The organism is Pantoea sp. Ap-967 (assembly GCF_011752565.1).
GTDB lineage: Bacteria > Pseudomonadota > Gammaproteobacteria > Pseudomonadales > Pseudomonadaceae > Aquipseudomonas.
Genome location: NZ_VWXK01000002.1, coordinates 162,380 through 188,758 on the forward strand (window position 1 = coordinate 162,380; position 26,379 = coordinate 188,758).

Genomic DNA, 26,379 nt, shown 5'->3' on the forward strand with positions numbered 1-26,379 from the left:
CTTGGCGCTTAAGGCTGGAGATAACATGCTCGCTGCAATATTGAACGGCAAGCGCCGAGGTAGCGGCGTTGAAGGTAAGCACTCAAGCCTGGGAGATGCCACCGGGGCGGAAGACATCCTGACCGCCACCATCGTCGAGCGCCTGATTTACTTACCCGAATCTGTGCGTGACCGCTTCTTCTCTCAACTGTTGGGACCAGACAGATCGATCGGCACCTTGGAGGATTTCGAGTTCTGGCCATCATGGTGGCTTGACGGACGACGTGTCGAACCCGATGTGGTGCTGTATGGGTCGGAGCGTACGCTGCTGATCGAAGCCAAGCGCCACGACGATCTCCAACAGCAATATGCTGTACAGCTGGCAAATGAGTTGCGGGCTGGTTGGGCAGGCAAGCAGCTGGGTGAAGGCGCGATACTCCTCACCCTGGGTGGCCTTCAAGATTACACACAGAAAAGCATTGCTGAGCTCGAATCCCAAATCGAGAGAGAACTGTCCGGGGTAGGCTCAGATTACGAGTTGGCGTGCTGCAGCTGGTATCAGCTGTTCCAGGCTTTGGAGGCCGCGATTTCCAACGCATCTTCGGACTCATCGCCAGGCCTTCAGCGCCTGCTGGATGATGTTGCCGCCGCATACGAATGGCATGGACTGCGTATTACTCCCCGGCGCTGGTTAGGTCAATTGGCCCCAGTATCGATCGACGCTACGCGTTCTCCTGTCTTTGCGCCTGGAATCGTTAGCGACAAGCGAATCCCAAGCTGCGTAGCGACATACCGCTTCCTATCAGATCTTTCTGAGCCTTCTATTCAATTTACCCAGTTTCCCATTGCAAGGTGGAGTTAACTAACTTGAACACTGCGACTTCAATCGACAGCGCTTTGCTCGATGTGCGCAAGGCCTATCGCCTGCTGGCGGATTATCAACAGCGGATTCTTGAGCTACTGGGCTTTATACGAGAGGAGTTCGGCGCCGATTACTACTCTCAGATATCGCGAAATCGTGTGCCCCGCAGCCTCGATGGGCTAGAGGTCAGCAACGGCGCAGGGCAACGTTTTCTGCCGTTCAACGACATTTCCGTGCTCTGGCTTCGTAACGGCGGGCAAGAAGACCCCGTGCATTGCCATGAGAAAGGTGATCTGTTGTTCGACGTTTGGGTCAGGAACGACACGGGCAATGGTGAAGACGCCGAAGAAGCATCAATCGTCGAGAACAGCCGAAGCGAGTTGCGCATCTATATCTTCCAATGCCTGGAACCCCACAAAGGGCCATACAACTGGCGCACCCAGGTCTGGGACCTGACGTACTATCCAGCAATGGGAGAGGTACACGAATGTGATGGCAATCCTGGCTATCGCGCCTACGCGGAGGCTTTGGACTTGTCTGTATGCACCGATGAGAACGCCGTCCGCACCGCCTTGAACGCGCTGAGAAAGCGCGCGTCGGAGAAGCTTGATCAGCACATTTGATGCCTGAACGTGGGCTACTTTAACCCATCCTTCCCGATTTTTTCTGAAGACGGACGACGGTGCCTGCGGTCGGCGCACCGACGAATGGCATCAGCGCCCTCCCCCTTTGAGCAGCACTGCCAACTCCTGCAACGCCGCGACCAGCAGCTGCAGCTGACCGCCCTGCCAGCTCAGTGCCAGGTATTGCCGATAGTGCCCCTGGACACTGAACCGCTCGCCAGGCAGGGCCTGCAGCGTGGGGCCGAGCGCTTCGGCCAGGTGCAGGTTGCAAGGTACAGGCTGGGCCAGCTTGAGCCATAGCACCTGCCCACCCTCAGGCCTGCTGAATGCTGCCTGCGTGCCCAGGCAGGCGGCCACCTGCTGGCACAACAATGCCATGCGCCCGCGTAATTCTTCGCGCACGTGGGTCAGGGCCTCGTCGATCTCGCCTTTGCCAAGCATCTGCGCCAGGGCCTGCTGGCGTAGCGGCGCCAGCTGGAACGCGCGCCGGTCGAATGCCTGGGCCACCGCCAACTGGCGGCTGAGCACATAGCCATAGGGCGCTTCGGCGCCCACCGCAGCCTCCAGCGAACCCAGCACCAGCAGCCAGCGCGGGTCAACCCAGTCACGCAGGCGTGAACAACGCGGGGTCGTGAAGCAGTGTTCGCTGTCCAGGTCGTTCTCCAGCAACCACACCGGCTGTTGGGCCAGCAGCCTGGCGAGCCGCTGCTGCTCCTGCCGGGCCATAAGGCGGCCCGTGGGCATGCCCAGGCACGAAGGCATCACCAGCATGCTGACCTGTTCCTGGCCCAACACCCTGGCGATGGTTTCGACATCAACGCCGCCGCGGGCATCCTCAGGCACTTCGAGTACGCGCAGGCCCGCCTGCTGCAGCCAGCGCAACAGGCGCCAGCAACAGGGCGAGCCGACCAGCACGGTACAGCCCTGCAGCGCCAATGCGGCCAACAACGTTTCCAGCACGGCTTGAACATCCGGGCCCACCTGCACCTCTTCGGGCTGCCAGCATTGGCGGGAGGAACGGGTGTAACGCTCGGCCAAGGCCTGGCGCAGGCGCATAAGGCCATGGCTTGCAGGCAATCGCGAGCGGGCCAGCCGCCGCTCCTGGGCGAACAGTGCGCGCTCCAGCAACGGCACCGGCACACGCCCGGCCAGCCCCGGCGCTGCGCGCCTGGTAGCGGTCTGGGCGAAATAACCGGACTTGGGCACCGACAACACCCGCCCTTCATGTTCAAGCAAGCTGTAGGCTGCCTGCACGGTGGCCAGCGAAACCCGCAAGCGCCGCGCCAGCACGCGCAGCGAGGGCAAGCGCGGCGGCCCGCCCTGCCCGACGTCTTCGATCAAGCCTTCCAGGTAGCGGTATACCACCTGGTAGGCGAATTCTCGCTGCATCAGCCCAAGGCCTCGTCCGGTGGCGGCAGCAGGCGCAGTTCCACGTCACGCCGCGCCAGGCTCGCCAGCAGCCGCCGTGGGCCTTCATCCAGCCGCCCCGCGTACAGGGTGCGCAGCTGCGCCAGGGCCAGGCCACTGGTGTTCACCAACCAGTCCTTGACCGCGTCGGGGCAAGGCTCGCCCTGCAAGGCGCGATGAAGGTACGGCAATGCAACCAGCATGTCGGCATGCCGGCTGCGCAGGAAACGCTCAAGGCCCTGACCGCGATCGACGAAGGGGCGGTACAGCAGGCATTCAAGCTGCACCGGGCCAATGCCGTAGGCCTTGCCCAAGCGCACCTGCTGCGCGGCCTGGGCCCTGTCCTCACCCTGATAACTGACCAAGCGCAGTGGCGCCCGCGGCAACAAGGGCGCCTGGCAGCGGGCTTGCAGTTCATGCAACTGCGCCAGGGCCAACGGGTCGAGAAACGCCGCCAGCGCGCTGCAGTCCTGCCCCGGTTCGAAGCGCCAACCCATCACCAGGTCCAGCTCGCCTTCGCTGAGCAGTTGCGGCAGCAGGTCGTCCAATGCCAGGACCCGCATCAAGGCCTGCGCCTCCGGCTCGATGGCCGAATGCGCCAACAAACCCGCCACGCCATGCAACTGGCCAAGGCCGGCGAGCAGGCTGCCCATGCCAGCGTGCGAAGGGCCCGGGCCCGTTTCAACGCCCAGGCGCAACAACTTGCGTGCCCAGGCCAGAAAGCGCCGCCGCTGGCACCACGGCATGGCGGTTACCAGGGCATCAATGCAGGGTTGCCCGGCGAGCGCCAGGCGAATGGCATCGGCCAACTCCAGGTGCATACGGCAGCCCAGCAACACTTCGGGGCGTGCGTCCACCAGATGGCCGAACTGCAGCAAGGCGTCGCGCGCCTGCGGCCACGGCTCAAGCGCAAGCACCGGGCGGCGATGGAAAGGCACCAGGGTTCCAGCGCTGATCACCTCCAGCTGCACCCGCGGATCATCTTGCATGAACAAGGCACTGAAACTGCGCTCATGCTGCTCCAACAGCGCACTGCTGGTGGCTGGCAGGCAGGCCACCAGCACACGCAGCTTGAAGGTGACCGGTGCGCGCAAGGCGATACTCAACTGCGCCGCACGCAATACCGCCAGCAGGCGGGCACTGCGCCGGTCACTGCCCTGCACCACCAGCAACCTGAAGTTGCCGATGTAATCTGGCCCGCCTGCGGCCACCAGCAGGCGCTGAATCAACAATTGCAAGGACGCGCGCTGCGCTTGGGACATGTGCCGCAACAGGCGCTCCAGTACCTGTTGGTAGATGTAGTGCATGGCCTGATCGTGAATAATGCTCACACCACCCCCTCACATGGCCAGGAGGGGTAAGGGCTGCCGCCAGCCCATTGAAAGACGCGCTCCCGTCTGCATCGCACGCTCCTTGCGTTGTCGTTCTCCGCGCTATTATCGAATGTTGCAAGGCGATTAATAGATACAGATTCCGGCAAAAAAACCATTCAGCAAGGGTGCAGCAGCGTCTTCACTCGCGCAAAGCCCAAGTGGTTTCAGAACGTGTTCCCATCGCGAGCCACAGCTTTCCCTGCCTCTTGTAGGAGCGGGCTTGCCCCGCGAAGCAAGCGACGCGGTGAATGGCACCGGCTGCGCCGGTGTTCGCGGGTCAAGCCCGCTCCTACAGGGTTACAAGCACCCGCAAAAAACCCGGGACAATGCCCGGGTTCTTGTACAACACGAAAGCAGGCTGTCAGGCCGAGGCCATGTCCAGCACCACCCGCCCCCCGCAAGGGCATTCATCCATGTACCGATGCGCCTCGACCACCTGGCCAAACGGGTACACCTTGATGATCTGCGGTGTCAGCAACTGATCGGCCGTGAACTGGTTGATATCGCGCAAGGCGCGGTGCAGGGCCACCTGGTCCTGGCTGATGCCCAGTTCCGGCTTGCCGGTGAAGTTGCCGATGCAGTGCACGTAGAACTGAATGTTCTTCTGGAACGCCGCGCACGCCGGGAACGGCGTCTGGTTGCCACCCTGCAGGCCGTACAGCACCAGGCTGCCACGTGGCGCCAACACGTCGCCAAGCAGCGACATCTGCGGCCCGCCCATGCCGTCGAGCACCATGTCCACGCCCCGCCCGTCGGTGTACTTGCCCACCTGCATCAGCAGGTCCTGCTCTTCGGTCACGATCACCTTGTCCGCGCCCAGCCCCAGCAGGTATTCACGCTGCTCAGGCTCCTTGGTCACCGCGAACACCTGCAGCCCCAGCGCCTTGCCCAGCTGCACGAAGGCTGGCCCGGCACAGTGGCTGGCATCGGTAACCAGCGCCGTTTGCCCGGCCTTGGCGCGAGCCAGGTCGATATAGGCGAAGTAGGCGATCAGCAGCGGCGTGTAGTGCACGCTGGCCTCGATCGGGGTAAGCACATCCGGGTAACGGGTAATGGCGGTGCGCGGCAAGACGATGACGTCGCCATACACCGGATGCTCGTTGGCGCTGGTGGCCGGGAAGCTGGCCACCCGGTCGCCCACCGCAATGTCGTCTACGCCAGCGCCAACGGCCGTGACCACCCCGGCCATCTCGTGGCCGATCCCGGCGGGCAGACGTGCCTGGGACGGCGCCAGGTTCTGCCGCCAGAGCACGTCATACCAGCTCACGCCGATCGCCTCGACGCGGATCTGCACCTCGCCGACGGCAGGTGACGGTTCGGCCTGCTCTTCGCAACGGAGCACGTCGGCAGCACCGAACTTGTGGAAACGGATGATGCGGGACATCGCATACCTCGCCTGTGTGAATCTCGTATTACCACGGACTTTATCCGGGCTTTTACCGTTAGACCATCAGTGGCTATTAATAGTCGACATGCCTGTCATCGATTGGGCACCTGACTTTCCTGTGCATTGGCCCCCGGAAATCGGTGCAGGGTAGCAGCCTTTGGCCTTAAGATTCACCCCTGCCCCACTTTAGGCGAAGCGCACCGATGAATCGAAACGACCTGCGTCGCGTAGACCTCAACCTGCTGATCGTGTTCGAAACCCTCATGCATGAGCGTAGCGTGACCCGTGCCGCGGAGAAACTGTTCCTCGGCCAGCCGGCCATCAGCGCGGCCCTGTCGCGCCTGCGCAACCTGTTCGACGACCCGCTGTTCGTGCGCACCGGCCGCAGCATGGAGCCGTCGGCCCGGGCCCACGAAATCTTCGCCTTGCTGTCACCGGCACTCGACTCGATCTCCACTGCCGTGAGCCGTGCCGCTGAATTCGACCCGGCCACCAGCAATGCGGTGTTTCGCATTGGCCTGTCGGACGACGCCGAATTCGCCCTGCTGCCACAACTGCTCAAGCGCATCCGCGCCGAAGCGCCGGGCATCGTTCTGGTGGTGCGCCGGGTCAACTACCTGCTGATGCCGACCCTGCTGGCCTCCGGCGAGATTTCCGTCGGCGTCAGCTACACCAGCGAGCTGCCGGCCAACGCCAAGCGCAAGATACTGCGGCGCAGCAAGCCCAAGCTGCTGCGCGCCGACAGCGTGCCGGGCAGCATCACCCTCGACGACTTCTGCGCCCGGCCCCATGCCCTGGTGTCCTTTGCCGGCGACTTGTCCGGGTTCATCGACGAAGCACTCGACGAGATTGGCCGCAAGCGCCACGTAGTGCTGGCGGTGCCGCAGTTCAACGGCCTGGGGAGCTTGCTGGCGGGAACCGACATCCTCGCCACGGTGCCGGACTACACCGCCGATGCACTGACCGCAGCGGGCGGGTTGAGGGCCGAGGATCTGCCGCTGCCGGTGCGCACCTTCGAACTGCACATGGCCTGGCGCGGGGCGCAGGACAACGACCCGGCAGAGCGGTGGTTGCGGTCGCGGATACAGATGTTTTTTGGCGACCCCGATAGCCTGTGACAAAGCTCCATCGAGTTCTATAAATATCAATAAAATCAGTACTTTAATAAGACTTAAAATTCACAACCGTCCGTCGATCCCCACTGATATTTCGTTAAGGATCTACGATGGACTAAGGGTCAAAGCTATTCAGGACGAAGACAGCGGAGTGACGGAAGATAACTGCTGAGCAAAAAGCAGTTTTCGGCCTCCTCGCTGGGTTCGTACATCTCGTTTTTTCTGATCAATGCCAGAGTCTCATCAAGACACCGTGAGCTCCGCTTACCGGGTCCTGCTCGGGGTGCGGCACTCGGGCGATACGTGCCAGCGCCTGCTGGTGACCGGCAACTTCTGGTCGCTGGATGTCGTAATCTTCCTGACCTTGGGGATAGGCGCCCACGACCAGAAAGTCGTCGCTGGACGCCATGCAACGATGCCCCGTCCCTGCTGGCAAAACCAGAACATCACCCGCCTTGACCGTCAGCGCCTGACCCGCTGCACCGCCCAACATTATCCGAGCATGGCCGCGAGCAATACCAAGCACCTCGTGCGCATTGGGGTGAAAATGGTGGTAATCGAAAATCCCGGCACGCCACAGCGGGGTCCATTGATGAGCGGCGAACAAGGTCTCGAACGCGCCGGCATTGTCATGCGCAGGAGCAAGTTGCAGTCGGTACAGCAACACGGGGAAACGACTATTGGGCGTCGCGCCGTCATCCTCGAACCGCAAGGCCTGCAGGGGCTGGGTGCTGCTGTCGATGGCAAACATGGGGGCATCCTGATCAGATGGGCAATGTCCTTGAGAAGCCATACCTGTCCCGAGGTTCCTGCGGGCTGACCACGTACAACCTGTTGAAACTTTCCTCTTCGCGGCCCAGTCCAGACCCTATCGATCACAGACAGGGAAAAGACGATGACAACGACAGTAGGCGACTTCCTGATCGAGCGTTTGTACCAGTGGGGCGTGCGACGCATCTTCGGCTACCCGGGCGATGGTATCAATGGCGTATTTGGCGCATTGAGCCGAGCCAACGGCAAGATTGAATTCATCCAGGCTCGCCATGAAGAAATGGCCGCGTTCATGGCCAGCGCTCACGCCAAGTTCACCGGCGAGCTTGGCGTGTGCATCGCCACTTCCGGCCCCGGCGCCTCGCACCTGCTGACCGGCCTCTACGATGCACGCATGGATCACCAGCCGGTGCTGGCCATCGTCGGCCAGCAGGCGCGCGCGGCGCTGGGCGGGCATTACCAGCAAGAACTGGATCTGTTGTCGATGTTCAAGGATGTGGCCGGTGCCTTCGTGCAGCAGGCGTCGACCCCGGAGCAGGTGCGGCACCTGCTCGACCGCGCAGTGCGTACTGCCGTCGGTGAACGCCGGGTCACCACCATCATCCTGCCCAATGACTTACAGGATCTGCCCTACCAGGAGCCAGCACGGGCACATGGCACAGTGCATTCGGGCATCGGCTTCAGCAAGCCCAAGGTCGTGCCGTTCGACGCTGACCTACAACGGGCGGCCGAGGTGCTCAATGCCGGGAAAAAAGTGGCGATTCTGGTCGGTGCCGGCGCCTTGCAGGCGACCGAGCAGGTCATCGCCGTGGCCGAAAAGCTCGGTGCCGGCGTGGCCAAGGCGCTGCTGGGCAAGGCCGTGCTGCCTGACGATTTGCCCTGGGTCACCGGCGCCATTGGCCTGCTTGGTACTGAACCGAGCTACCAGCTAATGAACGAGTGCGACACTTTGCTGATGATCGGCTCCGGCTTCCCCTACGCCGAGTTCCTGCCCAAGGAAGGCCAGGCCCGTGGGGTGCAGATCGACCTGCAACCGGACATGCTCAGCCTGCGCTATCCAATGGAAGTCAACCTGGTCGGCGATGCCAGCGAAACCCTGCGCGCCCTGCTGCCGCTGCTTGAGCACAAAAGCGAGCGCCGCTGGCGCGACAAGGTCGAAAGCTGGCGTGCGCACTGGGACAAGACCCTGGAGAAACGCGCGCTGGTCAAAGCCGACCCGATCAACCCGCAGCGCGTGGTGCATGAGCTCTCCCCTCGCCTGCCCGACCGGGCCATTGTCACCAGCGACTCGGGCTCGTGCGCCAACTGGTTTGCCCGCGACTTACAGATCCGCCAGGGCATGCAGTGCTCGCTGTCCGGCGGCCTGGCCAGCATGGGCGCGGCGGTGCCCTATGCCATCGCCGCCAAGTTCGCCCACCCGCAGCGCAGCGTAGTGGCACTGGTGGGCGACGGCGCGATGCAGATGAACAACCTGGCCGAGCTGATCACTGTGGCCAAGTACTGGCGACAGTGGGAGAACCCGCAGTGGATCTGCGCGGTCTTCAACAACGAAGACCTCAACCAAGTAACCTGGGAACAACGCGTGATGGAAGGCGACCCAAAGTTCGAGGTTTCACAGTCGATCCCCGACGTGCCCTACCACCTGTTCGCCATCTCTATTGGCCTGCATGGCATTTTCGTCGACCATGAAGAGCAAATCGCCAGCGCCTGGGAGCAGGCCTTGGCCGCCGATCGGCCGGTGCTGATCGAGTTCAAGACCGATCCCGATGTGCCGCCGCTACCGCCGCATATCAAGCTGGAACAGGCGAAAAAGTTCGCCAGCACCTTGCTTAAAGGTGACCCCGACCAGGCTGGGATGATCGTGCAGACGGCCAAGCAGGTACTCAGTGCAGTATTGCCTGGCAAGAAGTGATACGCCATGTAGATGAGCCAGGCCTATGTGAGAGTTGCACACACCGCTGGTCCGGGTCATCGCGTAATGATTGATCGCGCATGAGACTCGGCGTGTCCAATCATAAGAGACACGTTGAGGTGGCTATGCGTATTCGAGGCAAGAAATATCGTGAATGGGCGGGCGTCCCGATCAGCAGCAATACCCATGAAGAAGTGTTTTCAGATGGGATCTTGCTGGAGGTGCAAGCTCGATTGTCAAGAACCGGCGCAACGCAGTTGTTCATCGGGATCTATGCGTCTTCCGGTAAAGCGATTCGCGAAGAAACCTATGGGAGTCGTCCGGGCGAAACCATCATGCGCGCCTTAGCCTGGGGCGTGGAGCGCGCACGGCGAATTGCATCTGATCGATCCAAATACCCCACGCCGGGGGCCAACTCATCGACGCAAAGCGTGCCTGAAATGAAGACCGCGGATCCGCCCTCCTTGCCTGACACAGCCTGACTAAATCTTGCCATTGGTCCTGGACGTTGAGTAGCCCCTGGAACTGTCGGAATAGAGCCGCAGAATCATTGTGGGTATGAACGAGGACCGGTGTTACTGCATTTGGTCGTCCATTCCGTGCTTCACAACGGTGCGAAGGGCCTCGCGGTCATTCAAGCCTTGTTCGCGAGCCAATGCATAGGCCGCGCGCTGGCGATCGGCACTGGTGCCCTCGCACAGAATACGCCGGGCCTGAGCGAAGGAGCGCTCGGCATCGACAGTCTCGGCGGGGCATTTCGTCTCCAACTGCGCCAGCCAGCCCTCAGCGCTTACTGGCTGTTGTCCCTCAACGCCGATGAAGGTGGCCAGGCGGCCCTGGCGCAGGGCGCGCCAATAGTTCTCCTGAGTCACCCAGCGCATTTCGCGGCATGCGGGGCAAGCATAGCCTCCCAGCGCGCGCTCGACGAGATGGCGAAACAGACCCGCGATAGCCAAGGCATCCTCGAGTCGAGGACAGCCATCGCAGATGCGCAATTCGATCGTTGGAAACCGTCGTGATGGCCTGATGGCCCACCAAAAGTCACCGTCTTCAGCCAGACTTTCGGTGCGCTGCAGCAGCGCCCGATAACGCTCGTAGGCGCTCCAGTCCGGCAACGGTTCAGGCAGCCCCATGTGCGGCCACTCACCGCAGAGCGCCCGCCGATAACTCATGTAGCCCGTGTCCTGACCACCCCAGTAGGGAGACGAGGTGCTGAGCGACAACAGCAAGGGCAGCCAATACAGCACACGGTTGATCAACTGCATGCGGTCCAAGCCGGCAGGTATACCGACATGCACGTGCAGGCCATTGACCAGGCTGCGCCGGGCCACAAGCTGATAGTCGTCGAACAACTGCCGATAGTGCGGGGCACTGCGCGGACGCTGACGCAGCCATTGAGCGCTGGGGTGGCTCGCCGCGCCATACAACCCGACGCCCTCGCCGGCCAGCGCCTGGCTCAAACGCTGCCGCTGCTGGGTGAAGAACGCGCGAGCCTGATGCAAGGTCTCGAATACCGGCGAGGCGACCTCGACTTGGCTGCAAAACATCTCCTCGCTGAACCAAGAACCCAACGCAGTGCGGCAACAGCGGTCTACCGCCCGTGACGGCGCGGCCAACACGCGGCCCGTGGCCAGGTCGACCAGAAGGTATTCTTCTTCGATCCCGAACGTGCAAGGGCTCATAATGCAGGCATCAGCTACAGCGGGTGACGGTAAGCGCCACCGCGGCGATGCGCTCGACCTGCTCATAGCCCGGTTCGAGCAACTGCTCGCCAAAAACGTCCGGGTCCAGCTCCCGGTAGAACCAACTGAACGAAGGCCCGGCCAGACGCTGGCGAGCGGCCTCGAGCAGCGCATCCCGTCCATCGACTATCGCCACGCCGGTATACAACAGCAACGTACCTCCCTGCGTCAGGCGCTCACAGGCCTGCTCGACAATGCGCAGCGACAGTTCACCACCCAGCGATCCCCCGCCGTGGCGGTAGGTGCGCTGGCCAGCGTCGAGCATATAGGGAGGGTTGGCGACGATCAGGTCGAATGTTCCGGTGACGCCATCGAGCAGATCGCTGGGCTCAACCGTGACGTTGGCCACACCAGCCAGGGCGGCGTTGACAGCGGTATGGCGCAGCGCCATGGGGTTGATGTCCACCGCGCTGACCTGCGCGTGCTGGACGGCGCAGGCAATCAAAAGCGCACCGACGCCGCTGCCGCAGCCAATATCGATGGCATGCTGCACCGTTTGCGGATTGTGCTGCAGGTGGTCCTGGATCACCTGGGCAAAACGGTAGCTATCCGGGCCGAAAAACACCGCGTCGCGGCTATCGGTGGGCCAGGCAGAATGCACTAGCAACAGATCGTCCAAGCTGGACCAACGTACGTTACTGCGCCACAGCGCGCCCTGCGCCTCCAGCACGCCGGCACTGCGCAGTTGTTCCAGTTCGTCGGCGCTGAGCAGCGACGCGGCGAACGGCCGGTTCCAGCCGAACACATCGCGCAGCGTGTGTGCCTGCCGCGGTTCAGCGCGGGCAGTGACTCGAGCGTGCGTTGCCGGGGTCACGCAGGTGAACCGGTAGCCGTCGGCACGCAGGCGCCGGCCCAGCTGCAGCAAGGCCTCGTCGGCACGAACCTGGTCTTGATCGAGCAGCATCAGTGAAGCCCTCCCTGCAGCAACCCGGTAGCCTGAATGTAGGCGCGCGTGGCGCGCAGGCCCTGAGGCGTCGCGTGCCGATTGCCGGCCATCGCCCCGATCAGCGCGGAAATGTCCGGGGTTTGCGGCGCCACCAATGACTCATCTTGCAGGTGCACGGCGTTTTCCCACTACCCAGGTACCAGTCGGCGCGGGGCCAAGCCTTGCCAGGTTCCGGCGATCCAGTCATGCCAGAGCTGCTTTTCATAGGCATCGAATACGCCGAACATCTCCGCTACCGGGCCATCGATCAGCGACCAGAAACGGCTTCGTCGGGGGTCGGTGTCACGCTTGACCCAACCCTGGGCCTGTAGCGCGTCCAGGAAACCAGGCATCGCACCGGGTTTGGCGAGCCACTGGTTGATGGTGCGTCCCTGCAGCCGACAGCGATCGGCGTGCATGTACTGCCCGTAGACGCGCTTGCGCTCCAACGCGGCAACCAATTCGGCCTGCACATCGAACGAGGCAATCAATGAGGGCGTGTCGATGCCCAGGTCATTGAGCCGGTAGCCTTGCCTTACCCGTTCGTAGAACTCCGGCCCTTGATCCCGGGCTAGACCGGTAAAGCTTTCCAGAGAGCGACGTGCATGGCCGCTGGCGGCATTGTCGATGGTCACATGCAGCTGGAAGTAATGTGCGTCGATGCCGAGTTCGGCCAGCTCTTGCGTTGTGATCAGCAGGTGCAGCGGTGGTTGCTCGTAACCCAGGTTGTAACCGATCACCTCAGGCAGGAAGCGCTCGCAGTGTTGTCCCAGGGCCAGTTGCAGTGCGCCTTGTAAATAACGCGCGGGCGCCAGTGGCGCCAATTGCAGGCAGCCCAGGTGACTCAGCAGGCGCTGGTAGATCAACACATGATTGCAGCGCGGATCGCCGTCACCCAGTTCTTCGAGGAAAGTGCGGATCAGACCATGAAAACGCGGGTCGCGCCAATGCCACAGCGTGCCGTGCAACCACGCGCCGTCGACCGCCTTGGTCGGTGCCACCTGCTGCAGAAACCACAAGGCATGGGCACGGTTGCAAAAGTAGCGACGTGGCGCACCCAGGCTCCGCTGCTGGAGATAAGCCGCATACTCGTTGGCGACCCGATGTGCGTGGGCAGCCATCCAGTGCGGCAACCCGCCAGGGTCGTCCGGCAGACCATCCGCGAGGCTCCGGGCTCGAAGCAGTTGGCCTTCCAGCCAAGCCTCGGCCGTTGGGTCATGGCCTTCGAGCAGCCTCTGATACCGAAGTTTGGGGCCTTCAACTTCATTACCGATCACCGTACTGCTGCCTGTCCTGATCACCATGCCCGATACCTCGCTCATGGATTCTGCGGTCTGGTTTCAGGCGCAGGGCGAATGGCAGGTGGATCAGGTTGCTGCATCTGCAACGAAGGTTTGCTTGGGTCGGCATCCTTCGCCGGATGACCGTTATCTCGATCGAAACAGCCACCGAGCAGCGTCAGGCTTGCCGCCAGCAGCGATATGGCGAACAGATTGTTTTTCATGCGCGGCTCCCATCGATTGCATACGGTCCTGTAGCAAGCGAGTCCCAGAACGCCCCGAGGATTCGTTTTGATTAGCGCCCAGCAGATGAGCGGCGCCTTCGAGCACCGCGCTCCAACCTTGCTCGAAGAAAAACTAAACCTTCTCCTGCTCCTGCGGCTCAACCGACTGCGACATTGAGGTCGCGCCCACTGAAGGAAGGAGTCAGACATGCACCAGCCATTCTTGAAACTCGCAGGCATCACACTATTGATGAGCCTGGCTTCGCTACAGGTACAGGCCGCCTCTTCGGATGACTTTGTCGATGCAGCCACCGAGGCCGGCATCGCCGAGGTGGTCGCAGGCAATCTGGCACAGGAAAAGAGCCAGAGTGCCGACATCAAGAAATTCGCCCAGCAAATGGTGACCGACCATACCAAAGCCAATCAGGAGCTAGGCGACATCGCCCGCAAACTGGACATCAGCGTGCCAGACGAGGCGACACTCACGGACAAGATCAAGAAAATGATCCTCGAATGGCGGGAAGAGTCGTTCGACAAGTCATATGTGAACAACCAGGTGGATGCTCACGAAAAAGCAGTGGAACTGTTCAAGAAGGAAGCAGCGTCATCCGACAAACCTGAATTGAAGGCGTTCGCCAGCGATAAATTGCCGACCCTCGAGCACCATCTGGAGCAGGCCAAAGCGCTGCAGACTAGCCACGGTAAATAACCTGCAGCCGAGTGAGGTGAACGATGAGCAATGACGAATTACGTACTGAAGTCCTGACGCGGTTGCTCCACGCCCATCCCAACGGGCTGGGCAAGGAAGTGCTGGACAATTACCGGGGCGAGAAAGCCGTGGCCGGCATGCTCAAGACACTTCAGGAGCACGGCCTGATTCAAGATGGCAGCGTAGCGGTCGGCTCTGATCATCAGGTGACCATGAGTTACCCGATCAAGCTTTCAGCAGCAGGGGTCGAAGCGGCTCGCCAATTGGAGAGCTGACGCCAGCGGGACCGCATCGCGGTCCCTTTTTCTGCTGCCTGCTGTTGATCATCACGTCTGCCGGGGTTTCAAGCAATTGACTCAGGAGTGAATACCATGCCACGCGGTGACAAAGACAAATATACCGACAAGCAGAAGCGCAAGGCCCTGCACATCGAGCAATCTTACGAGGACAGGGGCGTCGGCAAGGAGGAAGCCGAAGCACGCGCCTGGGCCACCGTTAACAAACAATCCGGAGGCGGTGAAAAGCCGGGAGGTGCAGGCAGCAAGACCGCACCGCAGGCGAAAGAGTCTGCACGTTCGGATTCCGCCAAACGTGCTGCAAAATCTCGCCAGGGGCATTCGCGCACTTCACAGCTGTCGCTGGAATCGCAAACCAAGCAAAGCCTTGTGAAGGAGGCGCGCAGCCAAGGCATCAAGGGGCGTTCAACCATGAACAAAGCCCAATTGGTGGAAGCCCTGCGCAAACAGGATTGACCGAGGCAAAGCTGAGCAGTGCATGCCCCAACCCTGAGCCACTCGTCAATCATGCTGAACCCCTCTTTACAGCTGCCGGTCGCTACTGATGAGTGCATGAACGCAGGGGACAACGGTGAGCGAGATCCGCATTGGAATTTCCGGTTGGCGCTATGGCCCATGGCGCAAGGACTTCTACCCCGAAGGTCTGCGCCAGGACGACGAGCTGGCGTTCGCCTCGCGGGCAGTCAACAGCATCGAAATCAACGGCTCCTTCTACGCGCTGCAAACCCCGGAGCGCTATGGCAAGTGGCGTGATCAGACACCGCGAGGCTTCGTGTTCGCGGTCAAGGCGCCGCGCTATATCACCCATGTGCGCAGGCTCCGCGACGTCGACGAGGCGCTTGCCAACTTCTTCGCATCGGGCCCGTTGCTGCTGGGTGACAAACTGGGCCCCTTCCTGTGGCAGTTCCCTCCAAACCTGAAATTCGACGCGCCGCGCTTCAGCGACTTTCTGGCCAAGCTACCGCGCGACCGCAAAGCCGCCCGCTGCCTTGCGCGCCAAGCCGCCGAACGCCCGCAAGGCAACGGTGGCACTGCCGTGCCGGGTAATGCGCGCCTGCGCCACGCCGTGGAGATCCGCCACCCCAGCTTCCTCTGCGACACCTTCATCAACCTGTTGCGCAAGCACAAGGTTGCCCTGGTGGTCGCCGACAGCGCCGGCAAATGGCCCTGTGTTGAAGAGGTCACGGCCGATTTCGTGTACCTGCGCCTGCATGGCGATGTCGAGCTGTACAGCAGCGGCTACACGGCCAGCGCGCTGCGCCGCTGGCGCTTGCGCATCCAGGCCTGGGCTGCGGGCGGCCAGCCTGAAGATGCTCAACGTGTGGGACACCGCACCCCGGTAAGACGCGCCTCCCGTGACGTGTACTGTTACTTCGACAACGACCAGAAAGTCCATGCCCCTTACGATGCCCGCCGCCTGCTGGACAAGCTAGGTCTTGGCGGCGAGCTGGCTACCGAACCAGGCGTAGAACCGCAGGAGCCGCTATGAACCGGACACTGCCCGCCCCCCACTGCATCATCGACAAGGTCACCGCCGTACATCGCCTGACGGTACTGACCCTGAATGTGCACAAAGGCTTCACCCTGTTCAACCGCCGCTTCATTTTGCCCGAACTGCGCGAGGCGGTACGCTCGACGGGGGCCGACCTGGTATTTCTCCAGGAGGTACACGGCAGTCATCGGCAACATGCCGAGCGCCATCCGACGTGGCCACAGACACCCCAGTACGAGTTTCTCGCCGACAGCATGTGGCCACAGTTCGCCTATGGACGCAATGCAGTCTACCCCCATGGCGACCATGGCAACGCGCTGCTGTCAAAATTCCCCATCCGTGCCCATGACAACCTGGACGTTTCGGTCCATGGCAACGAAGAGCGGGGCCTGCTGCATTGCCAGCTGGAAGTACCTGGCCATGAACAGGTGCACACAGTCTGCGTACACCTGGGCCTGCGCGAAGTGCATCGTCAGCGTCAGGTTGGCCTGCTGCTCGCATTGCTTGACAGCCTGCCGCCGGATGAGCCGGTCATCGTCGCCGGCGACTTCAACGACTGGCGTCTGAAAGCGGATGCGCGGCTGTCGGGCCACTTGGTGGAAGCCTTCGGCAAGCCGTCACGCAGCTTTCCCGCACGCCTGCCGATGCTGCGCCTGGACCGCATCTACCTGCGCAATGCCCATGCTGCCCAGGCACGGGTGTTATCCAGATACCCATGGTCACATCTCTCCGACCATGCCCCGCTGGTGGCGCAGGTGACGCTATGAAGCAGCCTTGGTGCAACGGCAACCGCGTCCAGTTGCTGATAAACGGCGAGCAGTACTATCCCCGCGTCTTCGAGGCCATGGCCCAGGCACGCGAAGAGATCCTTCTGGAAACCTTCATCATCTACGACGACAAGGTCGGCCACTCCTTGCGCCACGCCCTGATCGATGCCGCGCGGCGCGGTGTACGGGTCGAGGTGGCGGTGGACGGCTACGGTACCGCCGACCTGCCTGACGAATTCATCACCTCGATGACCGAGGCTGGCGTACGTTTCCATGCGTTCGATCCGCAACCACGGCTGGTGGGCATGCGCACCAACCTGTTTCGCCGCCTGCACCGCAAGATCGTGGTAATCGACGGGCAACGCGCCTTCATTGGCGGCATCAATTACAGTGCCGACCACCTGGGTGATTTCGGCCCGCAGGCCAAACAAGACTACGCCGTGGAGGTTGTCGGCCCGGTGGTGGCCCAGGTGCATGCTTCTTCGTGCCGCATGCTCGCACCGGTGCTGGGTGCTGCCAGCAACGTCAAGCCGGGCGGCATCGCTTCGGGCCCGGCCAGCGCCGTGCTGGTGGAACGCGACAACCAGCGCCATCGCAACGATATAGAAGCCTGCTACCTGCAGGTTTTTCGCGAAGCAAGGCAACGTATCGTGGTGGCCAACGCCTACTTCTTCCCCGGCTACCGCTTGCTGCGCGAGCTGCGCAACGCCGCCCGGCGCGGGGTCGAGGTGACGCTGGTCCTACAGGGGCAACCGGACATGCGCTGGGTCCGCGCGCTCTCGCGGCTGCTCTACAACTACCTGTTGCGCGACGACGTGCGCATCCATGAGTACTGCCAGCGGCCGCTTCACGGCAAGGTTGCGTTGGTGGATAAAGACTGGTCCACCGTAGGCTCAAGCAACCTCGACCCGCTGAGCCTGTCGTTCAACCTTGAGGCCAACCTGCTGATCCGCGACCCTGCGTTCAACGAACACCTGTACCAGCACTTGAGCGAGCTGAGCCGCGACCACTGCAAGACCGTGACGCTGGAGCGCATGGTGCGTGGTTACTGGTGGCGTGCCCCGCTGATCTTCCTGGGTTTCCACATCACGCGCTATTTCCCGGGGATCGCCGGCTGGTTTCCGGCGCACCGGCAGCGCCTGCAGTCGCTGCAAGCCGACGGCGAGGCTCCGGCCGACTACCACGAGGGCAAGACCTGATGGCCACCTCACACTGGATGACCTGGGGCAAGCCCTTGCTGACCGTGCTGTTCCTGGTGTTGATACCGGTACTGCTGGTCACCCTGGCGCGTAACCTGGACTGGAATGAAGTGCGCCAGTCACTGCTGGCCTACCGGCCCTCAACCCTGGCCTTGGGGCTGCTGCTGGCCCTGTGCAGCTATCTGGTATTCGCCAGTTACGACCTGCTCGCCCGCGCCTATACCGGTCACCGCTTGCCGGCCCGCCAGGTACTGCCGGTAGCGTTCGTCTGCTATGCGTTCAACCTCAACTTCACCACCTGGGTCGGCGGTGTGGCCCTGCGTTATCGCCTGTACAGCCGGCTGGGCCTGGATACCCCGACCATCACCCGCATCCTCACCTTGGGGCTGTTGACCAACTGGATGGGCTACCTGCTGCTGGCCGGCACGGTATTCGCCCTGGGCCTGGTCAAGCTGCCGCAAAGCTGGGCGGTGGGTGCCAGCGGCCTGCGCCTGATCGGCGTATTGATGGTGGCAGTGGCATTGGCTTACCTGTGCGCGTGTGCCTTCGCCAAGCGGCGCACGTGGGTGCTGCGCGGCCACGAAGTCACCCTGCCGAGCCTGCGTATGGCGCTGTGCCAAGTGGCCTTGGGCGCAAGCAACTGGGCGCTGATGGCAGCGCTGATCCACTTGTTGCTTCCGCTCGAGCTGTTCTATCCCTCGGTGCTAGGTGTGTTGCTGATAAGTTGCGTCGCCGGGGTGGTCGCCCACATTCCCGCCGGGCTCGGCGTGCTGGAAGCCGTATTCCTGGCGCTGCTCCACGGCCAGCTCGGCCAAGGCACCCTGATCGCCGCGCTGCTGGGCTATCGAACGTTGTACTACCTGATCCCGCTGCTGTTGGCGGTGGTTACCTACCTGATCCTCGAGAAGCGCGCCAAGGCCTTGCGCCAATAGGCCGGGCCAGCCCTCGACAAGCGCTGACGGGCCTGCGTGCCCGGGAGGTACAGTGTTGGCAGCTGCATCGCGCTATTGACCCGGAAACCAAACCCATTGAGTACGTAAATCAAACCACAGGCGTGCCGGGTGGGTTTCCATATAATTCAACGGCCTCCTGCCTCTCCCGTCGCATGTATACAACTATCTGGCCTTATGGCGAAATCGGATCACTCGCCGGGTACGTTTCGTCCAGCGCATTAGCGCTGCTCGTTCATCTCGTCTTCCTCAGTTCGTCATTGTGGCCGCAAAATAGGTATCAACTGAAATTCTACGTTTCGTCACTTCACGTCGTTCCGCTGCGCTTATCTCGTTCGCCGGTCACACTGACGAAATGTAAAAAAAGATTTCAGCGCTTCGCTGTGGTCAGAGTTTCTAGACAGCGGTGGAGATGCAAAAAATGAAATTCGCACAATTTTGCCAATGGCTATCCAATCACGCGGGCAAGCCAAGTACTTTCGTGATCGCCATGGTGTTGATCGCCATGTGGGCAGCCTCCGGGCCCTGGTTCCACTACAACGATACCTGGCAGCTCATCGTCAACACATCCACCACCATCATCACGTTCCTCATGGTGTTCCTCATCCAGAACACCCAAAATCGTGATAACGACATCATCCATGTGAAGCTGGACGAGCTGATCAGGGCAACCAAATCGGCACACCAGTCGGTGCTCGATCTCGAAGTGCTCGACAGTCAGCAAATTCATAAGCTACGCAAGCACTACCAAACCATGGGCAGCCAGTGCGAAACCCATACTGAAACGCCCGCCGAGCAGCTGGCGGAGGATGCGGCCCGTTTCAATCAGCAGCGGTAAATCAGTCACGTGCACCAAGCTGACTCAACCCTTTGCACGGCGCGGATCCGCAGGGCATGGATAGATACGCTCGTCCTCAAGGGTACTGTCGGCCTTGTAAATCATTACCGAAGCGGTTTTGCCGTCAACCATCACATGCTCCTTCTACTCAGAGAGATTGGCCATCGTCGTCGATGTCTTCCTCAACGTCTGCGGCATCCGTGGCATCAGCGTCATTCAAAGGCGGTGAGGTAGGTTTTTCCGGATCGTTGATGAAAGGCACATCACTCGGCCCGTGCTCCTCGTGACCTTCAGTCTTTGGTTGCATAGCGAAGCCTCCAGTGAACTGGGTCAGCTGTAGGCCGCTAACCGCCCACACCCTTCCCCGAAAATTGTTCAACAGCAATAGGCGGTGCAATGAACTCCGGGCCATCGCCTGCCAATCGCCACTTCACATTCGCGATCCCGTAGCGCTCGGCCACGGGCCGGCTGACCATCTTGATGTTCTGCTGACAGAATCTTGGAATGATGCCAACCCCTGCGTCGCAGCTTGCCCAATGCCAGGCAACGGCGTTGTCCATTTTTTCCAAACGGATGATGAACGATCGGCTTTCGCCATGGAGCGTGTAGTCGATTACGTAGAGTTGCTGTCCAGCCACGTGAGTCTCTCCCTTTTACTCATGCGTCTGTGAGAAGAGCTGGACGAGAAAATTCAATTGAAAAGCCAGGCGGCAAAATACGACGTGAAAAAAGCAAGCGCGCCTGCGAGTGAGATATTGCTACCCATTGGTCAGTCTTTCGGAACAGGCCTGTTCTATTCAACCTCCATCGCTACACCAGCAGATGGAGGTCGTGCTCATGATTGATCCCAAAACAGGTATGGAAGCCGGTGAGCGTTACGCGGTAGAGAACGTCGAACGCGCTCACCAGTTTCCAGGTTTCTTCCTTGATGGAAAATACTTTCTCGGTCCCGAGCGACTCACTGCCGTTGGCTGGCTGGAGGGCAAGCGTTTCATATACGACAACCTTGATGCTACAGGCGAACCGATTTTCCCGGGTCGCGCGGCAGGAAACATCGAAGACCTGACGCTGACCTTGGTGGATGGCACGGCATTGAAGCTGTCCAGACTGGAAGTGAGTGCCATAGCCGAGGACATCAATGCAGAGGATCAACCGGCTACGGGATTCAACCGTAATCCCGAGACGGTGGGCGGCCTCGCGCTAACCCGTAAAGACAGGATACCGCTTTTGCTGAGCGCGGCTGTGATCGGTTTCCTCGCCGGGTTTGTAATCACCCATGCATAACACAGGCGCCACTGAAGCGTCGTCTTTTGAACTTTGCGCCTGCCACTGGCCTCCCCTTTCATGTCTATCGAAAACGGAGATTCAACGATGAGTGCACAATTGAGCGGCAAACGTGTGGCCTTCCTGGTCACCGATGGTTTTGAACAGATCGAACTGACCGGCCCGCGTGAAGCCTTGGAAAAAAATGGCGCCGTGGTCGACATCTTGAGTGATAAGGAAGGGACTGTACGCGGCTGGAACCATGACAAGCCCGCCGACGAATTTGCCGTGGATGCGACATTCGACAGTGCCCACCTGGATCTCTATGACGCCATTGTGCTGCCGGGCGGTGTGCAGAATTCCGACACCATTCGGCTGATACCCGGCGCTCAGAAGCTGGTGAAAAGCCACAACTCGGCAAGCAAGCCATTGGCGGTCATCTGCCACGGTGGCTGGCTGCTGGTGTCCACCGGCCTGGCCCAGGGCAAGCGGATGACCAGCTACAAGACGCTGCAGGACGATATTCGCAATGCAGGCGGTAACTGGGTTGATGAAGAAGTCGTGGTGGATGGCAACCTGATCACCAGCCGCAAACCTGACGATATCCCCGCCTTCAACGAACAGTTGATCAAAGCGCTGGCTGGCTGACCCTTTTCTCTGCACATCGGCCCCCTTTCGTGGGGGCCGTACTTTCGCCGGGTGAGGCGTTATCACGCCAATTGGATGTACACCGAGTAGCTCCCCAACAGCAACCAGAACACCAGGAAGATCCACGGTGTCCGTAGCGAAAACAGCAGCGACTTTCGATGCCCTGCCCGGGAAGTCTCAGCTTCGCAGAAAAGAGGCGACTCGTCGTAAGCCAGTCCCATCATGGGCTCACTCTGTAGCAAGTGACTTTGCTTCAGTTGCCAGTGATCGATGATGTTGTAGGCAGCTCGGATGCCAGGCCATGCGTTGAGCGAGCTCAGCACACCCAGCAGGGCGAGGAACGCTGGCACGATCAGCGTGAACATTTCTCCCCATCCTTGGTTGAGGTTGCCCATGGAGGACACGAAGGCGATGACCAGAAAGGACTGGGCAGCCAGGTAGGCGTCGGTACGGTTGGCCAGAATGCTGGTTTCGTACTGGATCTCACGCCGGTAGAAGTCCAGACGTTCTTTGGGAGAGCCGAACATCCTGGCGTTGTGTTCGCTGATTTCATGCTCCGGGGTCGCGGGGGTAATGATTCGAGGCACCTGTTCCTCCTGTAATACGGCTCCCGGCGAGAAGAGCGCGAGGAGGTCAGTTCGGTAGAACAAACGATGCCACCTGAAATTCAATTCGCATTCGAGTAGAGCACCGCTCGTCGTGCCGGGTGCACATTCAATCCAACGCACAGGCATCCGATGCTTCGAAACGGTAAGAGCGTTCTCAACTGCAGGAGCTTCTACCATGCGCGATTTCCCTACTCCGCCCTTTCCGTCCCAGTCACAAAGCGTCCCCGGTTCACAACGCAAGATGGAGCCTTACCCAGACTGTGGTGAGCAGTCGTATACCGGCCACAATCGCCTTGAGGGCAAGATTGCGCTGATCACCGGTGCTGACAGTGGCATCGGGCGAGCCGTCGCCATCGTCTATGCCCGCGAGGGTGCTGACGTTGCCATCGCCTATCTCAATGAGCATGAAGACGCGCAGGAAACTGCACGCTGGGTAGAAGCAGCGGGCCGACAATGTCTACTGCTGCCCGGCGACCTGGCGCAGAAACAACACTGCCACGACATCGTCGAAGAGACCGTAAAACAGTTCGGGCGCATCGACATCCTGGTCAACAACGCAGCCTTCCAGATGGCGCATGAGACCTTGGAAGAAATTGACGATGATGAATGGGTAAAAACCTTCGACACCAACATCACGGCTATCTTCAGGATCTGCAAGGCAGCCCTGCCTTCCATGCCAAAGGGCAGCTCAATCATCAACACGAGCTCGGTCAACTCCGATGATCCATCGCCAAGCTTGCTGGCCTATGCCGCGACCAAGGGTGCAATCGCCAACTTCACGGCGGGCCTGGCTCAGTTGCTAGGGAAGAAGGGAATCAGGGTCAACAGCGTTGCGCCTGGCCCCATCTGGACGCCTTTGATCCCGGCTACCATGCCCGATGAGGCCGTCAAGAACTTTGGCTCCAGCTACCCCATGGGACGTCCAGGACAGCCAGTGGAGGTCGCCCCGATCTATGTGCTGCTTGGCTCTGATGAGGCCAGTTACATCAGTGGTTCACGCTACGCTGTCACCGGTGGAAAACCGATCCTTTGACGAAAAAGAGGTTCGCCCAAAAGGCGAGCCTCAGTCCAGATCCTAGAAACGGAAATCAGGTTTTTTTTCGTTGCCCGTGCTCACGTGCTGTTTTCTGCGCCGTAGAGTCATGAGATGTACCGGTCGAACCATCCGGACGATGAGCATCGTTATCTCGCTCCTCTTCGCCATCAGACTTCGATTGTGAACCTGGCTTCTTCTGTTGGACTTCTTTCGTCATGCTGCTCTCCTACCCTTTACTGTGTTCCGGTGAGGTCGGCCCGGTGCGGCGCTTGATGCCACGAGGCCCGGCCACGCGCCTGAGGGCCAGTGATACCGCCGATTAGAGCATCAATATCCCCTGACCTCGAACATGATGGTAGTCCGCGCCGGCTATGGCCTTGAGAAAGCCGCAGTCGGCGAGCCGTCGCAGGTCTCGCCATTCGCGCCAGTCAATGAGCCCCAAGCGGTCCATCTCGTCGACCTGGCGAAGCAACTCTTCGTGGTGGCTACTTGGGCAATCACGCCTGCGCTCGACATCGTCATACAGCGCAAACCAACGGTTCACAGCAGTCAGACGACGCTGCTCCTGGGTGATCTGCTGAGTAATCGCATTCATGTCGCCAGCCCTCTCACGCTTTGACTGTCGAGCCCGCAGGCGTGGCTAGGTTCACTTGCAAGAGATTAGTGGTAGGACGTCTTCGCAGCCTAAGTGCCAATCTCATCTTCAGAGCATCCACCTTGTCGCGGCAGAACACACATCAGCGGCATTGAACCCTTGCGCTTGTAGCCGACTCCACCCAGAGCAACCGTGATTTTTCCCAGCCCCTGAAGAGGTGTCACATGAACGCAATCGAACTGCTGATCCAGGACCACCAACTGGTGAAGAAACTGCTCGAGGAACTGTCTTCTACCACCGAGCGCGCGGTGAAGAAACGCGCCGAACTGCTCGAACGTATCAAGCAGGAGGTGAGCATCCATACGGCTCTGGAGGAAGAGATCCTGTACCCCGCGATCAAGCAGGCCGGCGGCAAGGAAGAAGCGAAAATGTATTACGAGGCCAAGGAGGAACATCGCACGGTTGACTCGTTGGTTATTCCCGACCTGCTACACACCGAGACCGGTACCGTGGAGTTCGCCGGTAGAGTCAAAGTGATGAAAGAGTTGCTGGAGCATCATATCGAGGAAGAAGAAAGCGAGCTGTTCCCTACCGCGCGCAAGCTGCTGGGCAAGCAGGAACTTGAAGACATGGGCAAGGCCATGGAAGCTCAGAAGAAACTGCTCAAGGGCGAACAGCGCGCCGCCTGAAGAGCGCCAGCGCGCCCACCCGGGCGCGCTGGACCAGGCGTTACTGGGTGGGCGACTCTGTGTTGATCATCGGTGGCACCGGCGCAAGCGGGAACGCCCGCAGCTGTTCGCGGCGCCGCGCGAAAGGCCTTGCGGCCAGCGGCTCCAGGCGCTGCGGTTGGCCGGTTTCCAACGCGCGCTCTATCGCCACTATCACCCTCACATCGCGCCAACCCTCCTCGCCATCAGGCTCTGGCACCTCGTTGCGAAGTATGCAATCGGAAAAGTAAGCCGTTTCTCCGGCGAACTGATCGACGACAGGGTTCACGTGCACGCGGGTTTCGCCGTCAATGGTCGCCCGGTAACTGATCGCTACCCCTTCCCCGTAGCCAAAGCATGGCGAGGCTTCGATCTCGCCCTTGCTCCCCAGCATCTGGAAGCGTTCGGTATCAGGCATGGTGTAGCTGACAGTGAACTGTGCCAGGCGCTCATCGGGGAAGCGTAGGCTGACGGTGACCGTGTCCCAAGTGTCGATGCTGCTGCCCGGCGAGTGCACACCCACTGCCGCCACCTCGATGGGCTCGGCATTGAACAGTTGGCGAACCAAGTTCAGTGGGTACGGCCCCATGTCTGCCACAGGGCCAGCGCCGAAGCCATTCTGCGCCCGGTGGTTGCCGGGCTTGACCCGCTGGGTGAAGGTCGAGGTGAACAGCCGCGGCTCACCGAAATTGCCGGCATGCACCCGCCCGATCATGTCCAAGGTGCCGGGTTCGGAGTGCAGGCGGTAGGCGATCATCAGCCTGGCGCCTGTGCGCCGGGAAGCCTCGATCATGGCAAGGCAGTCGGTTTCGTTGGTGGCCATGGGTTTTTCCAACAGCACATGAATGCCCGCCTCCAGCGCCGGGATCACGAACTCGCGGTGGCGAAAATTCGGCGTGGCAACGTACACCGCATCCACCTCGCCCGAGCCGAGCAGCGCCGCGTAATCTTCGTAAGCGTAGGTCTTGAGCCCGTACCGGTCGGCCAGTGCCATTGCCTTCTGCGGGTCGCCCGTGACCAGCGCGGTCATCACCGAATTGTCGGTCTGGCCGATACCGGGCATGAACGCGCCCTGGGAAATCGACCCGCCAGCCACTACGCCATAGCGGATCTTGCCTGCTGCATTGGGCATGAAACCCCTCCTTGAGGTGACGATGATTGATCATGTCAGTTACCAGAGTGGGCTGGTCGTACGGCCATGAGGTTCCATAAATCTGGCACCGTGAGTGTTGGCAAAGCGTTGTGAACCCGTGTGGGCGCTCGCCAGTCCCACATCGAAACGCAATCAGTTTGGGTATCGCTGGATGAATGACTGGATCGACTTTCTCGAATGGCCCGCCATGGTTCTGACCGTATTGGCCGCCTGGTGCATCGGTTCAAGGCGCCCGGGCAGACGCAAGCTGGGCTTCTGCTGCTTCATCGCCAGCAATGTGCTGTGGGGGGTGTGGGGATGGCAGGCACAGGCCTGGGCGCTGATCATCCTGCAGGTCTGCCTGTGCGTCATGAACCTGCGAGGCTGGAAAAAAACACTGCGATGGAACTGGGCTGAAGGGGTCGTGCTTATGTGCGCCGCAATATGTGGCGCCGAGGCCGTTCGTTCCGCCCGTCAGCGCCATCGCACAGGTCGCCGCGCGGGCAGGACAAAGAAAGGGTGAACATCCCAAAGGACCT

The 26,379-nt window shown here is 60.9% G+C and carries 33 protein-coding genes; 18 read left to right on the top strand and 15 right to left on the bottom strand.

Annotated elements, in window-relative coordinates:
- The first annotated feature begins 25 nt into the window (after positions 1 to 25).
- Positions 26 to 841, top strand: coding sequence for a hypothetical protein (locus tag F3J45_RS03180; protein ID WP_167057241.1), 816 nt, complete (start codon positions 26 to 28; stop codon positions 839 to 841).
- Between the two features lie 5 nt (positions 842 to 846).
- Positions 847 to 1,464 (top strand): hypothetical protein, encoded by a 618-nt coding sequence (locus tag F3J45_RS03185; RefSeq protein ID WP_167057244.1) that lies wholly within the window; start codon positions 847 to 849, stop codon positions 1,462 to 1,464.
- A 90-nt stretch (positions 1,465 to 1,554) separates the two neighbouring features.
- On the opposite strand, the gene F3J45_RS03190 is transcribed toward F3J45_RS03185, so the two are convergent.
- The 3 genes from F3J45_RS03190 to F3J45_RS03200 all read right to left on the bottom strand — a co-directional run bounded on the left by F3J45_RS03190 (position 1,555) and on the right by F3J45_RS03200 (position 5,628).
- Positions 1,555 to 2,853: an aminotransferase class I/II-fold pyridoxal phosphate-dependent enzyme gene (locus tag F3J45_RS03190; protein ID WP_167057247.1), complete on the bottom strand. Its 1,299-nt coding sequence runs from the start codon at positions 2,851 to 2,853 to the stop codon at positions 1,555 to 1,557.
- Positions 2,853 to 4,202: a hypothetical protein gene (locus tag F3J45_RS03195; RefSeq protein WP_167057250.1), complete on the bottom strand. Its 1,350-nt coding sequence runs from the start codon at positions 4,200 to 4,202 to the stop codon at positions 2,853 to 2,855. The genes F3J45_RS03190 and F3J45_RS03195 overlap by 1 nt, the downstream gene beginning before the upstream one ends.
- Positions 4,203 to 4,605: 403 nt before the next feature.
- Positions 4,606 to 5,628: a zinc-dependent alcohol dehydrogenase family protein gene (locus F3J45_RS03200; protein ID WP_167057253.1), complete on the bottom strand. Its 1,023-nt coding sequence runs from the start codon at positions 5,626 to 5,628 to the stop codon at positions 4,606 to 4,608.
- Between the two features lie 206 nt (positions 5,629 to 5,834).
- On the opposite strand from F3J45_RS03200, the gene F3J45_RS03205 reads away from it, so the two are divergent.
- Complete coding sequence (locus tag F3J45_RS03205) at positions 5,835 to 6,749, top strand: LysR family transcriptional regulator (protein ID WP_167057256.1); 915 nt, start codon at positions 5,835 to 5,837, stop codon at positions 6,747 to 6,749.
- Between the two features lie 223 nt (positions 6,750 to 6,972).
- Here the strand turns inward: F3J45_RS03205 and F3J45_RS03210 are convergent, their stop codons facing one another.
- Complete coding sequence (locus F3J45_RS03210) at positions 6,973 to 7,497, bottom strand: cupin domain-containing protein (protein ID WP_167057259.1); 525 nt, start codon at positions 7,495 to 7,497, stop codon at positions 6,973 to 6,975.
- A gap of 144 nt (positions 7,498 to 7,641) precedes the next feature.
- Between F3J45_RS03210 and F3J45_RS03215 the strand changes: the two genes are divergently transcribed.
- Together F3J45_RS03215 and F3J45_RS03220 are read left to right on the top strand one after the other, a co-directional pair.
- Positions 7,642 to 9,429 (top strand): thiamine pyrophosphate-requiring protein, encoded by a 1,788-nt coding sequence (locus F3J45_RS03215; RefSeq protein WP_167057262.1) that lies wholly within the window; start codon positions 7,642 to 7,644, stop codon positions 9,427 to 9,429.
- Positions 9,430 to 9,554: 125 nt separating this feature from the next.
- Positions 9,555 to 9,911, top strand: a complete 357-nt coding sequence (locus tag F3J45_RS03220) for a hypothetical protein (RefSeq protein ID WP_205300372.1) — start codon at positions 9,555 to 9,557, stop codon at positions 9,909 to 9,911.
- 93 nt (positions 9,912 to 10,004) lie between these two features.
- On the opposite strand, the gene F3J45_RS03225 is transcribed toward F3J45_RS03220, so the two are convergent.
- Genes F3J45_RS03225 through F3J45_RS03240 form a run of 5 tightly spaced genes read right to left on the bottom strand, consistent with a single transcriptional unit; the run spans position 10,005 to position 13,600 of the window.
- Complete coding sequence (locus F3J45_RS03225; protein WP_205300373.1) at positions 10,005 to 11,111, bottom strand: carboxylate-amine ligase; 1,107 nt, start codon at positions 11,109 to 11,111, stop codon at positions 10,005 to 10,007.
- 10 nt (positions 11,112 to 11,121) lie between these two features.
- Positions 11,122 to 12,075 (bottom strand): class I SAM-dependent methyltransferase, encoded by a 954-nt coding sequence (locus F3J45_RS03230; RefSeq protein WP_167057265.1) that lies wholly within the window; start codon positions 12,073 to 12,075, stop codon positions 11,122 to 11,124.
- Positions 12,075 to 12,233, bottom strand: coding sequence for a hypothetical protein (locus tag F3J45_RS29805; RefSeq protein WP_205300374.1), 159 nt, complete (start codon positions 12,231 to 12,233; stop codon positions 12,075 to 12,077). Before F3J45_RS29805 ends, F3J45_RS03230 begins: the two co-directional genes overlap by 1 nt.
- Positions 12,234 to 12,245: 12 nt before the next feature.
- A complete protein-coding gene (locus tag F3J45_RS03235; protein WP_205300375.1) occupies positions 12,246 to 13,418 on the bottom strand; it encodes an iron-containing redox enzyme family protein in 1,173 nt (390 codons plus the stop codon).
- Positions 13,415 to 13,600: a hypothetical protein gene (locus F3J45_RS03240; protein WP_167057268.1), complete on the bottom strand. Its 186-nt coding sequence runs from the start codon at positions 13,598 to 13,600 to the stop codon at positions 13,415 to 13,417. Before F3J45_RS03240 ends, F3J45_RS03235 begins: the two co-directional genes overlap by 4 nt.
- A gap of 208 nt (positions 13,601 to 13,808) precedes the next feature.
- Between F3J45_RS03240 and F3J45_RS03245 the strand changes: the two genes are divergently transcribed.
- From F3J45_RS03245 to F3J45_RS03280, 8 genes are all read left to right on the top strand, one after another.
- Positions 13,809 to 14,309, top strand: a complete 501-nt coding sequence (locus tag F3J45_RS03245) for a DUF4142 domain-containing protein (protein ID WP_167057272.1) — start codon at positions 13,809 to 13,811, stop codon at positions 14,307 to 14,309.
- A 23-nt stretch (positions 14,310 to 14,332) separates the two neighbouring features.
- Positions 14,333 to 14,584: a hypothetical protein gene (locus F3J45_RS03250; RefSeq protein ID WP_167057275.1), complete on the top strand. Its 252-nt coding sequence runs from the start codon at positions 14,333 to 14,335 to the stop codon at positions 14,582 to 14,584.
- A gap of 96 nt (positions 14,585 to 14,680) precedes the next feature.
- Entirely contained in the window at positions 14,681 to 15,061 is a 381-nt protein-coding gene (locus F3J45_RS03255; protein WP_167057279.1) for a termination factor Rho, read from the top strand.
- A gap of 115 nt (positions 15,062 to 15,176) precedes the next feature.
- The gene (locus F3J45_RS03260; RefSeq protein WP_167057282.1) at positions 15,177 to 16,094 is read left to right on the top strand and encodes a DUF72 domain-containing protein; all 918 of its coding nucleotides are present in this window, start codon (positions 15,177 to 15,179) and stop codon (positions 16,092 to 16,094) included.
- A gap of 29 nt (positions 16,095 to 16,123) precedes the next feature.
- Positions 16,124 to 16,864, top strand: a complete 741-nt coding sequence (locus F3J45_RS03265; protein WP_370526236.1) for an endonuclease/exonuclease/phosphatase family protein — start codon at positions 16,124 to 16,126, stop codon at positions 16,862 to 16,864.
- Positions 16,861 to 18,063 (top strand): cardiolipin synthase ClsB, encoded by a 1,203-nt coding sequence (clsB, locus tag F3J45_RS03270; RefSeq protein WP_167057287.1) that lies wholly within the window; start codon positions 16,861 to 16,863, stop codon positions 18,061 to 18,063. The genes F3J45_RS03265 and clsB overlap by 4 nt, the downstream gene beginning before the upstream one ends.
- Positions 18,063 to 18,995, top strand: a complete 933-nt coding sequence (locus tag F3J45_RS03275) for a lysylphosphatidylglycerol synthase domain-containing protein (protein WP_167057290.1) — start codon at positions 18,063 to 18,065, stop codon at positions 18,993 to 18,995. Before clsB ends, F3J45_RS03275 begins: the two co-directional genes overlap by 1 nt.
- Before the next feature lie 439 nt (positions 18,996 to 19,434).
- Complete coding sequence (locus F3J45_RS03280) at positions 19,435 to 19,851, top strand: low affinity iron permease family protein (protein ID WP_167057292.1); 417 nt, start codon at positions 19,435 to 19,437, stop codon at positions 19,849 to 19,851.
- A 148-nt stretch (positions 19,852 to 19,999) separates the two neighbouring features.
- On the opposite strand, the gene F3J45_RS03285 is transcribed toward F3J45_RS03280, so the two are convergent.
- Both F3J45_RS03285 and F3J45_RS03290 read right to left on the bottom strand, forming a co-directional pair.
- Positions 20,000 to 20,158 (bottom strand): hypothetical protein, encoded by a 159-nt coding sequence (locus F3J45_RS03285; protein ID WP_167057295.1) that lies wholly within the window; start codon positions 20,156 to 20,158, stop codon positions 20,000 to 20,002.
- 37 nt (positions 20,159 to 20,195) lie between these two features.
- Positions 20,196 to 20,489 carry a DUF6555 family protein gene (locus F3J45_RS03290; RefSeq protein WP_167057296.1) on the bottom strand — a complete coding sequence of 98 codons (294 nt, stop codon included), beginning with the start codon at positions 20,487 to 20,489 and terminating at the stop codon, positions 20,196 to 20,198.
- A gap of 199 nt (positions 20,490 to 20,688) precedes the next feature.
- On the opposite strand from F3J45_RS03290, the gene F3J45_RS03295 reads away from it, so the two are divergent.
- Together F3J45_RS03295 and F3J45_RS03300 are read left to right on the top strand one after the other, a co-directional pair.
- Positions 20,689 to 21,135 carry a hypothetical protein gene (locus F3J45_RS03295; RefSeq protein ID WP_167057299.1) on the top strand — a complete coding sequence of 149 codons (447 nt, stop codon included), beginning with the start codon at positions 20,689 to 20,691 and terminating at the stop codon, positions 21,133 to 21,135.
- An 87-nt stretch (positions 21,136 to 21,222) separates the two neighbouring features.
- Positions 21,223 to 21,762 (top strand): type 1 glutamine amidotransferase domain-containing protein, encoded by a 540-nt coding sequence (locus F3J45_RS03300; protein ID WP_167057301.1) that lies wholly within the window; start codon positions 21,223 to 21,225, stop codon positions 21,760 to 21,762.
- A 62-nt stretch (positions 21,763 to 21,824) separates the two neighbouring features.
- On the opposite strand, the gene F3J45_RS03305 is transcribed toward F3J45_RS03300, so the two are convergent.
- Positions 21,825 to 22,412, bottom strand: a complete 588-nt coding sequence (locus tag F3J45_RS03305) for a hypothetical protein (RefSeq protein ID WP_205300376.1) — start codon at positions 22,410 to 22,412, stop codon at positions 21,825 to 21,827.
- A 133-nt stretch (positions 22,413 to 22,545) separates the two neighbouring features.
- Between F3J45_RS03305 and F3J45_RS03310 the strand changes: the two genes are divergently transcribed.
- Complete coding sequence (locus F3J45_RS03310) at positions 22,546 to 23,403, top strand: SDR family oxidoreductase (protein ID WP_167057304.1); 858 nt, start codon at positions 22,546 to 22,548, stop codon at positions 23,401 to 23,403.
- Positions 23,404 to 23,458: 55 nt separating this feature from the next.
- On the opposite strand, the gene F3J45_RS03315 is transcribed toward F3J45_RS03310, so the two are convergent.
- Complete coding sequence (locus tag F3J45_RS03315; protein WP_167057307.1) at positions 23,459 to 23,623, bottom strand: hypothetical protein; 165 nt, start codon at positions 23,621 to 23,623, stop codon at positions 23,459 to 23,461.
- Positions 23,624 to 23,725: 102 nt separating this feature from the next.
- On the bottom strand, positions 23,726 to 24,001 hold the full coding sequence (locus tag F3J45_RS03320) for a hypothetical protein (protein WP_167057311.1): 276 nt from the start codon (positions 23,999 to 24,001) through the stop codon (positions 23,726 to 23,728).
- 224 nt (positions 24,002 to 24,225) lie between these two features.
- Here F3J45_RS03320 and F3J45_RS03325 point away from each other — a divergent pair, with 224 nt between their 5' ends.
- Positions 24,226 to 24,690 (top strand): hemerythrin domain-containing protein, encoded by a 465-nt coding sequence (locus F3J45_RS03325; RefSeq protein ID WP_167057314.1) that lies wholly within the window; start codon positions 24,226 to 24,228, stop codon positions 24,688 to 24,690.
- Positions 24,691 to 24,730: 40 nt separating this feature from the next.
- On the opposite strand, the gene F3J45_RS03330 is transcribed toward F3J45_RS03325, so the two are convergent.
- Positions 24,731 to 25,840 (bottom strand): Gfo/Idh/MocA family protein, encoded by a 1,110-nt coding sequence (locus F3J45_RS03330; RefSeq protein ID WP_167057317.1) that lies wholly within the window; start codon positions 25,838 to 25,840, stop codon positions 24,731 to 24,733.
- Between the two features lie 172 nt (positions 25,841 to 26,012).
- Between F3J45_RS03330 and F3J45_RS29985 the strand changes: the two genes are divergently transcribed.
- The gene (locus F3J45_RS29985) at positions 26,013 to 26,363 is read left to right on the top strand and encodes a hypothetical protein (RefSeq protein ID WP_240164517.1); all 351 of its coding nucleotides are present in this window, start codon (positions 26,013 to 26,015) and stop codon (positions 26,361 to 26,363) included.
- Positions 26,364 to 26,379 lie beyond the last annotated feature (16 nt).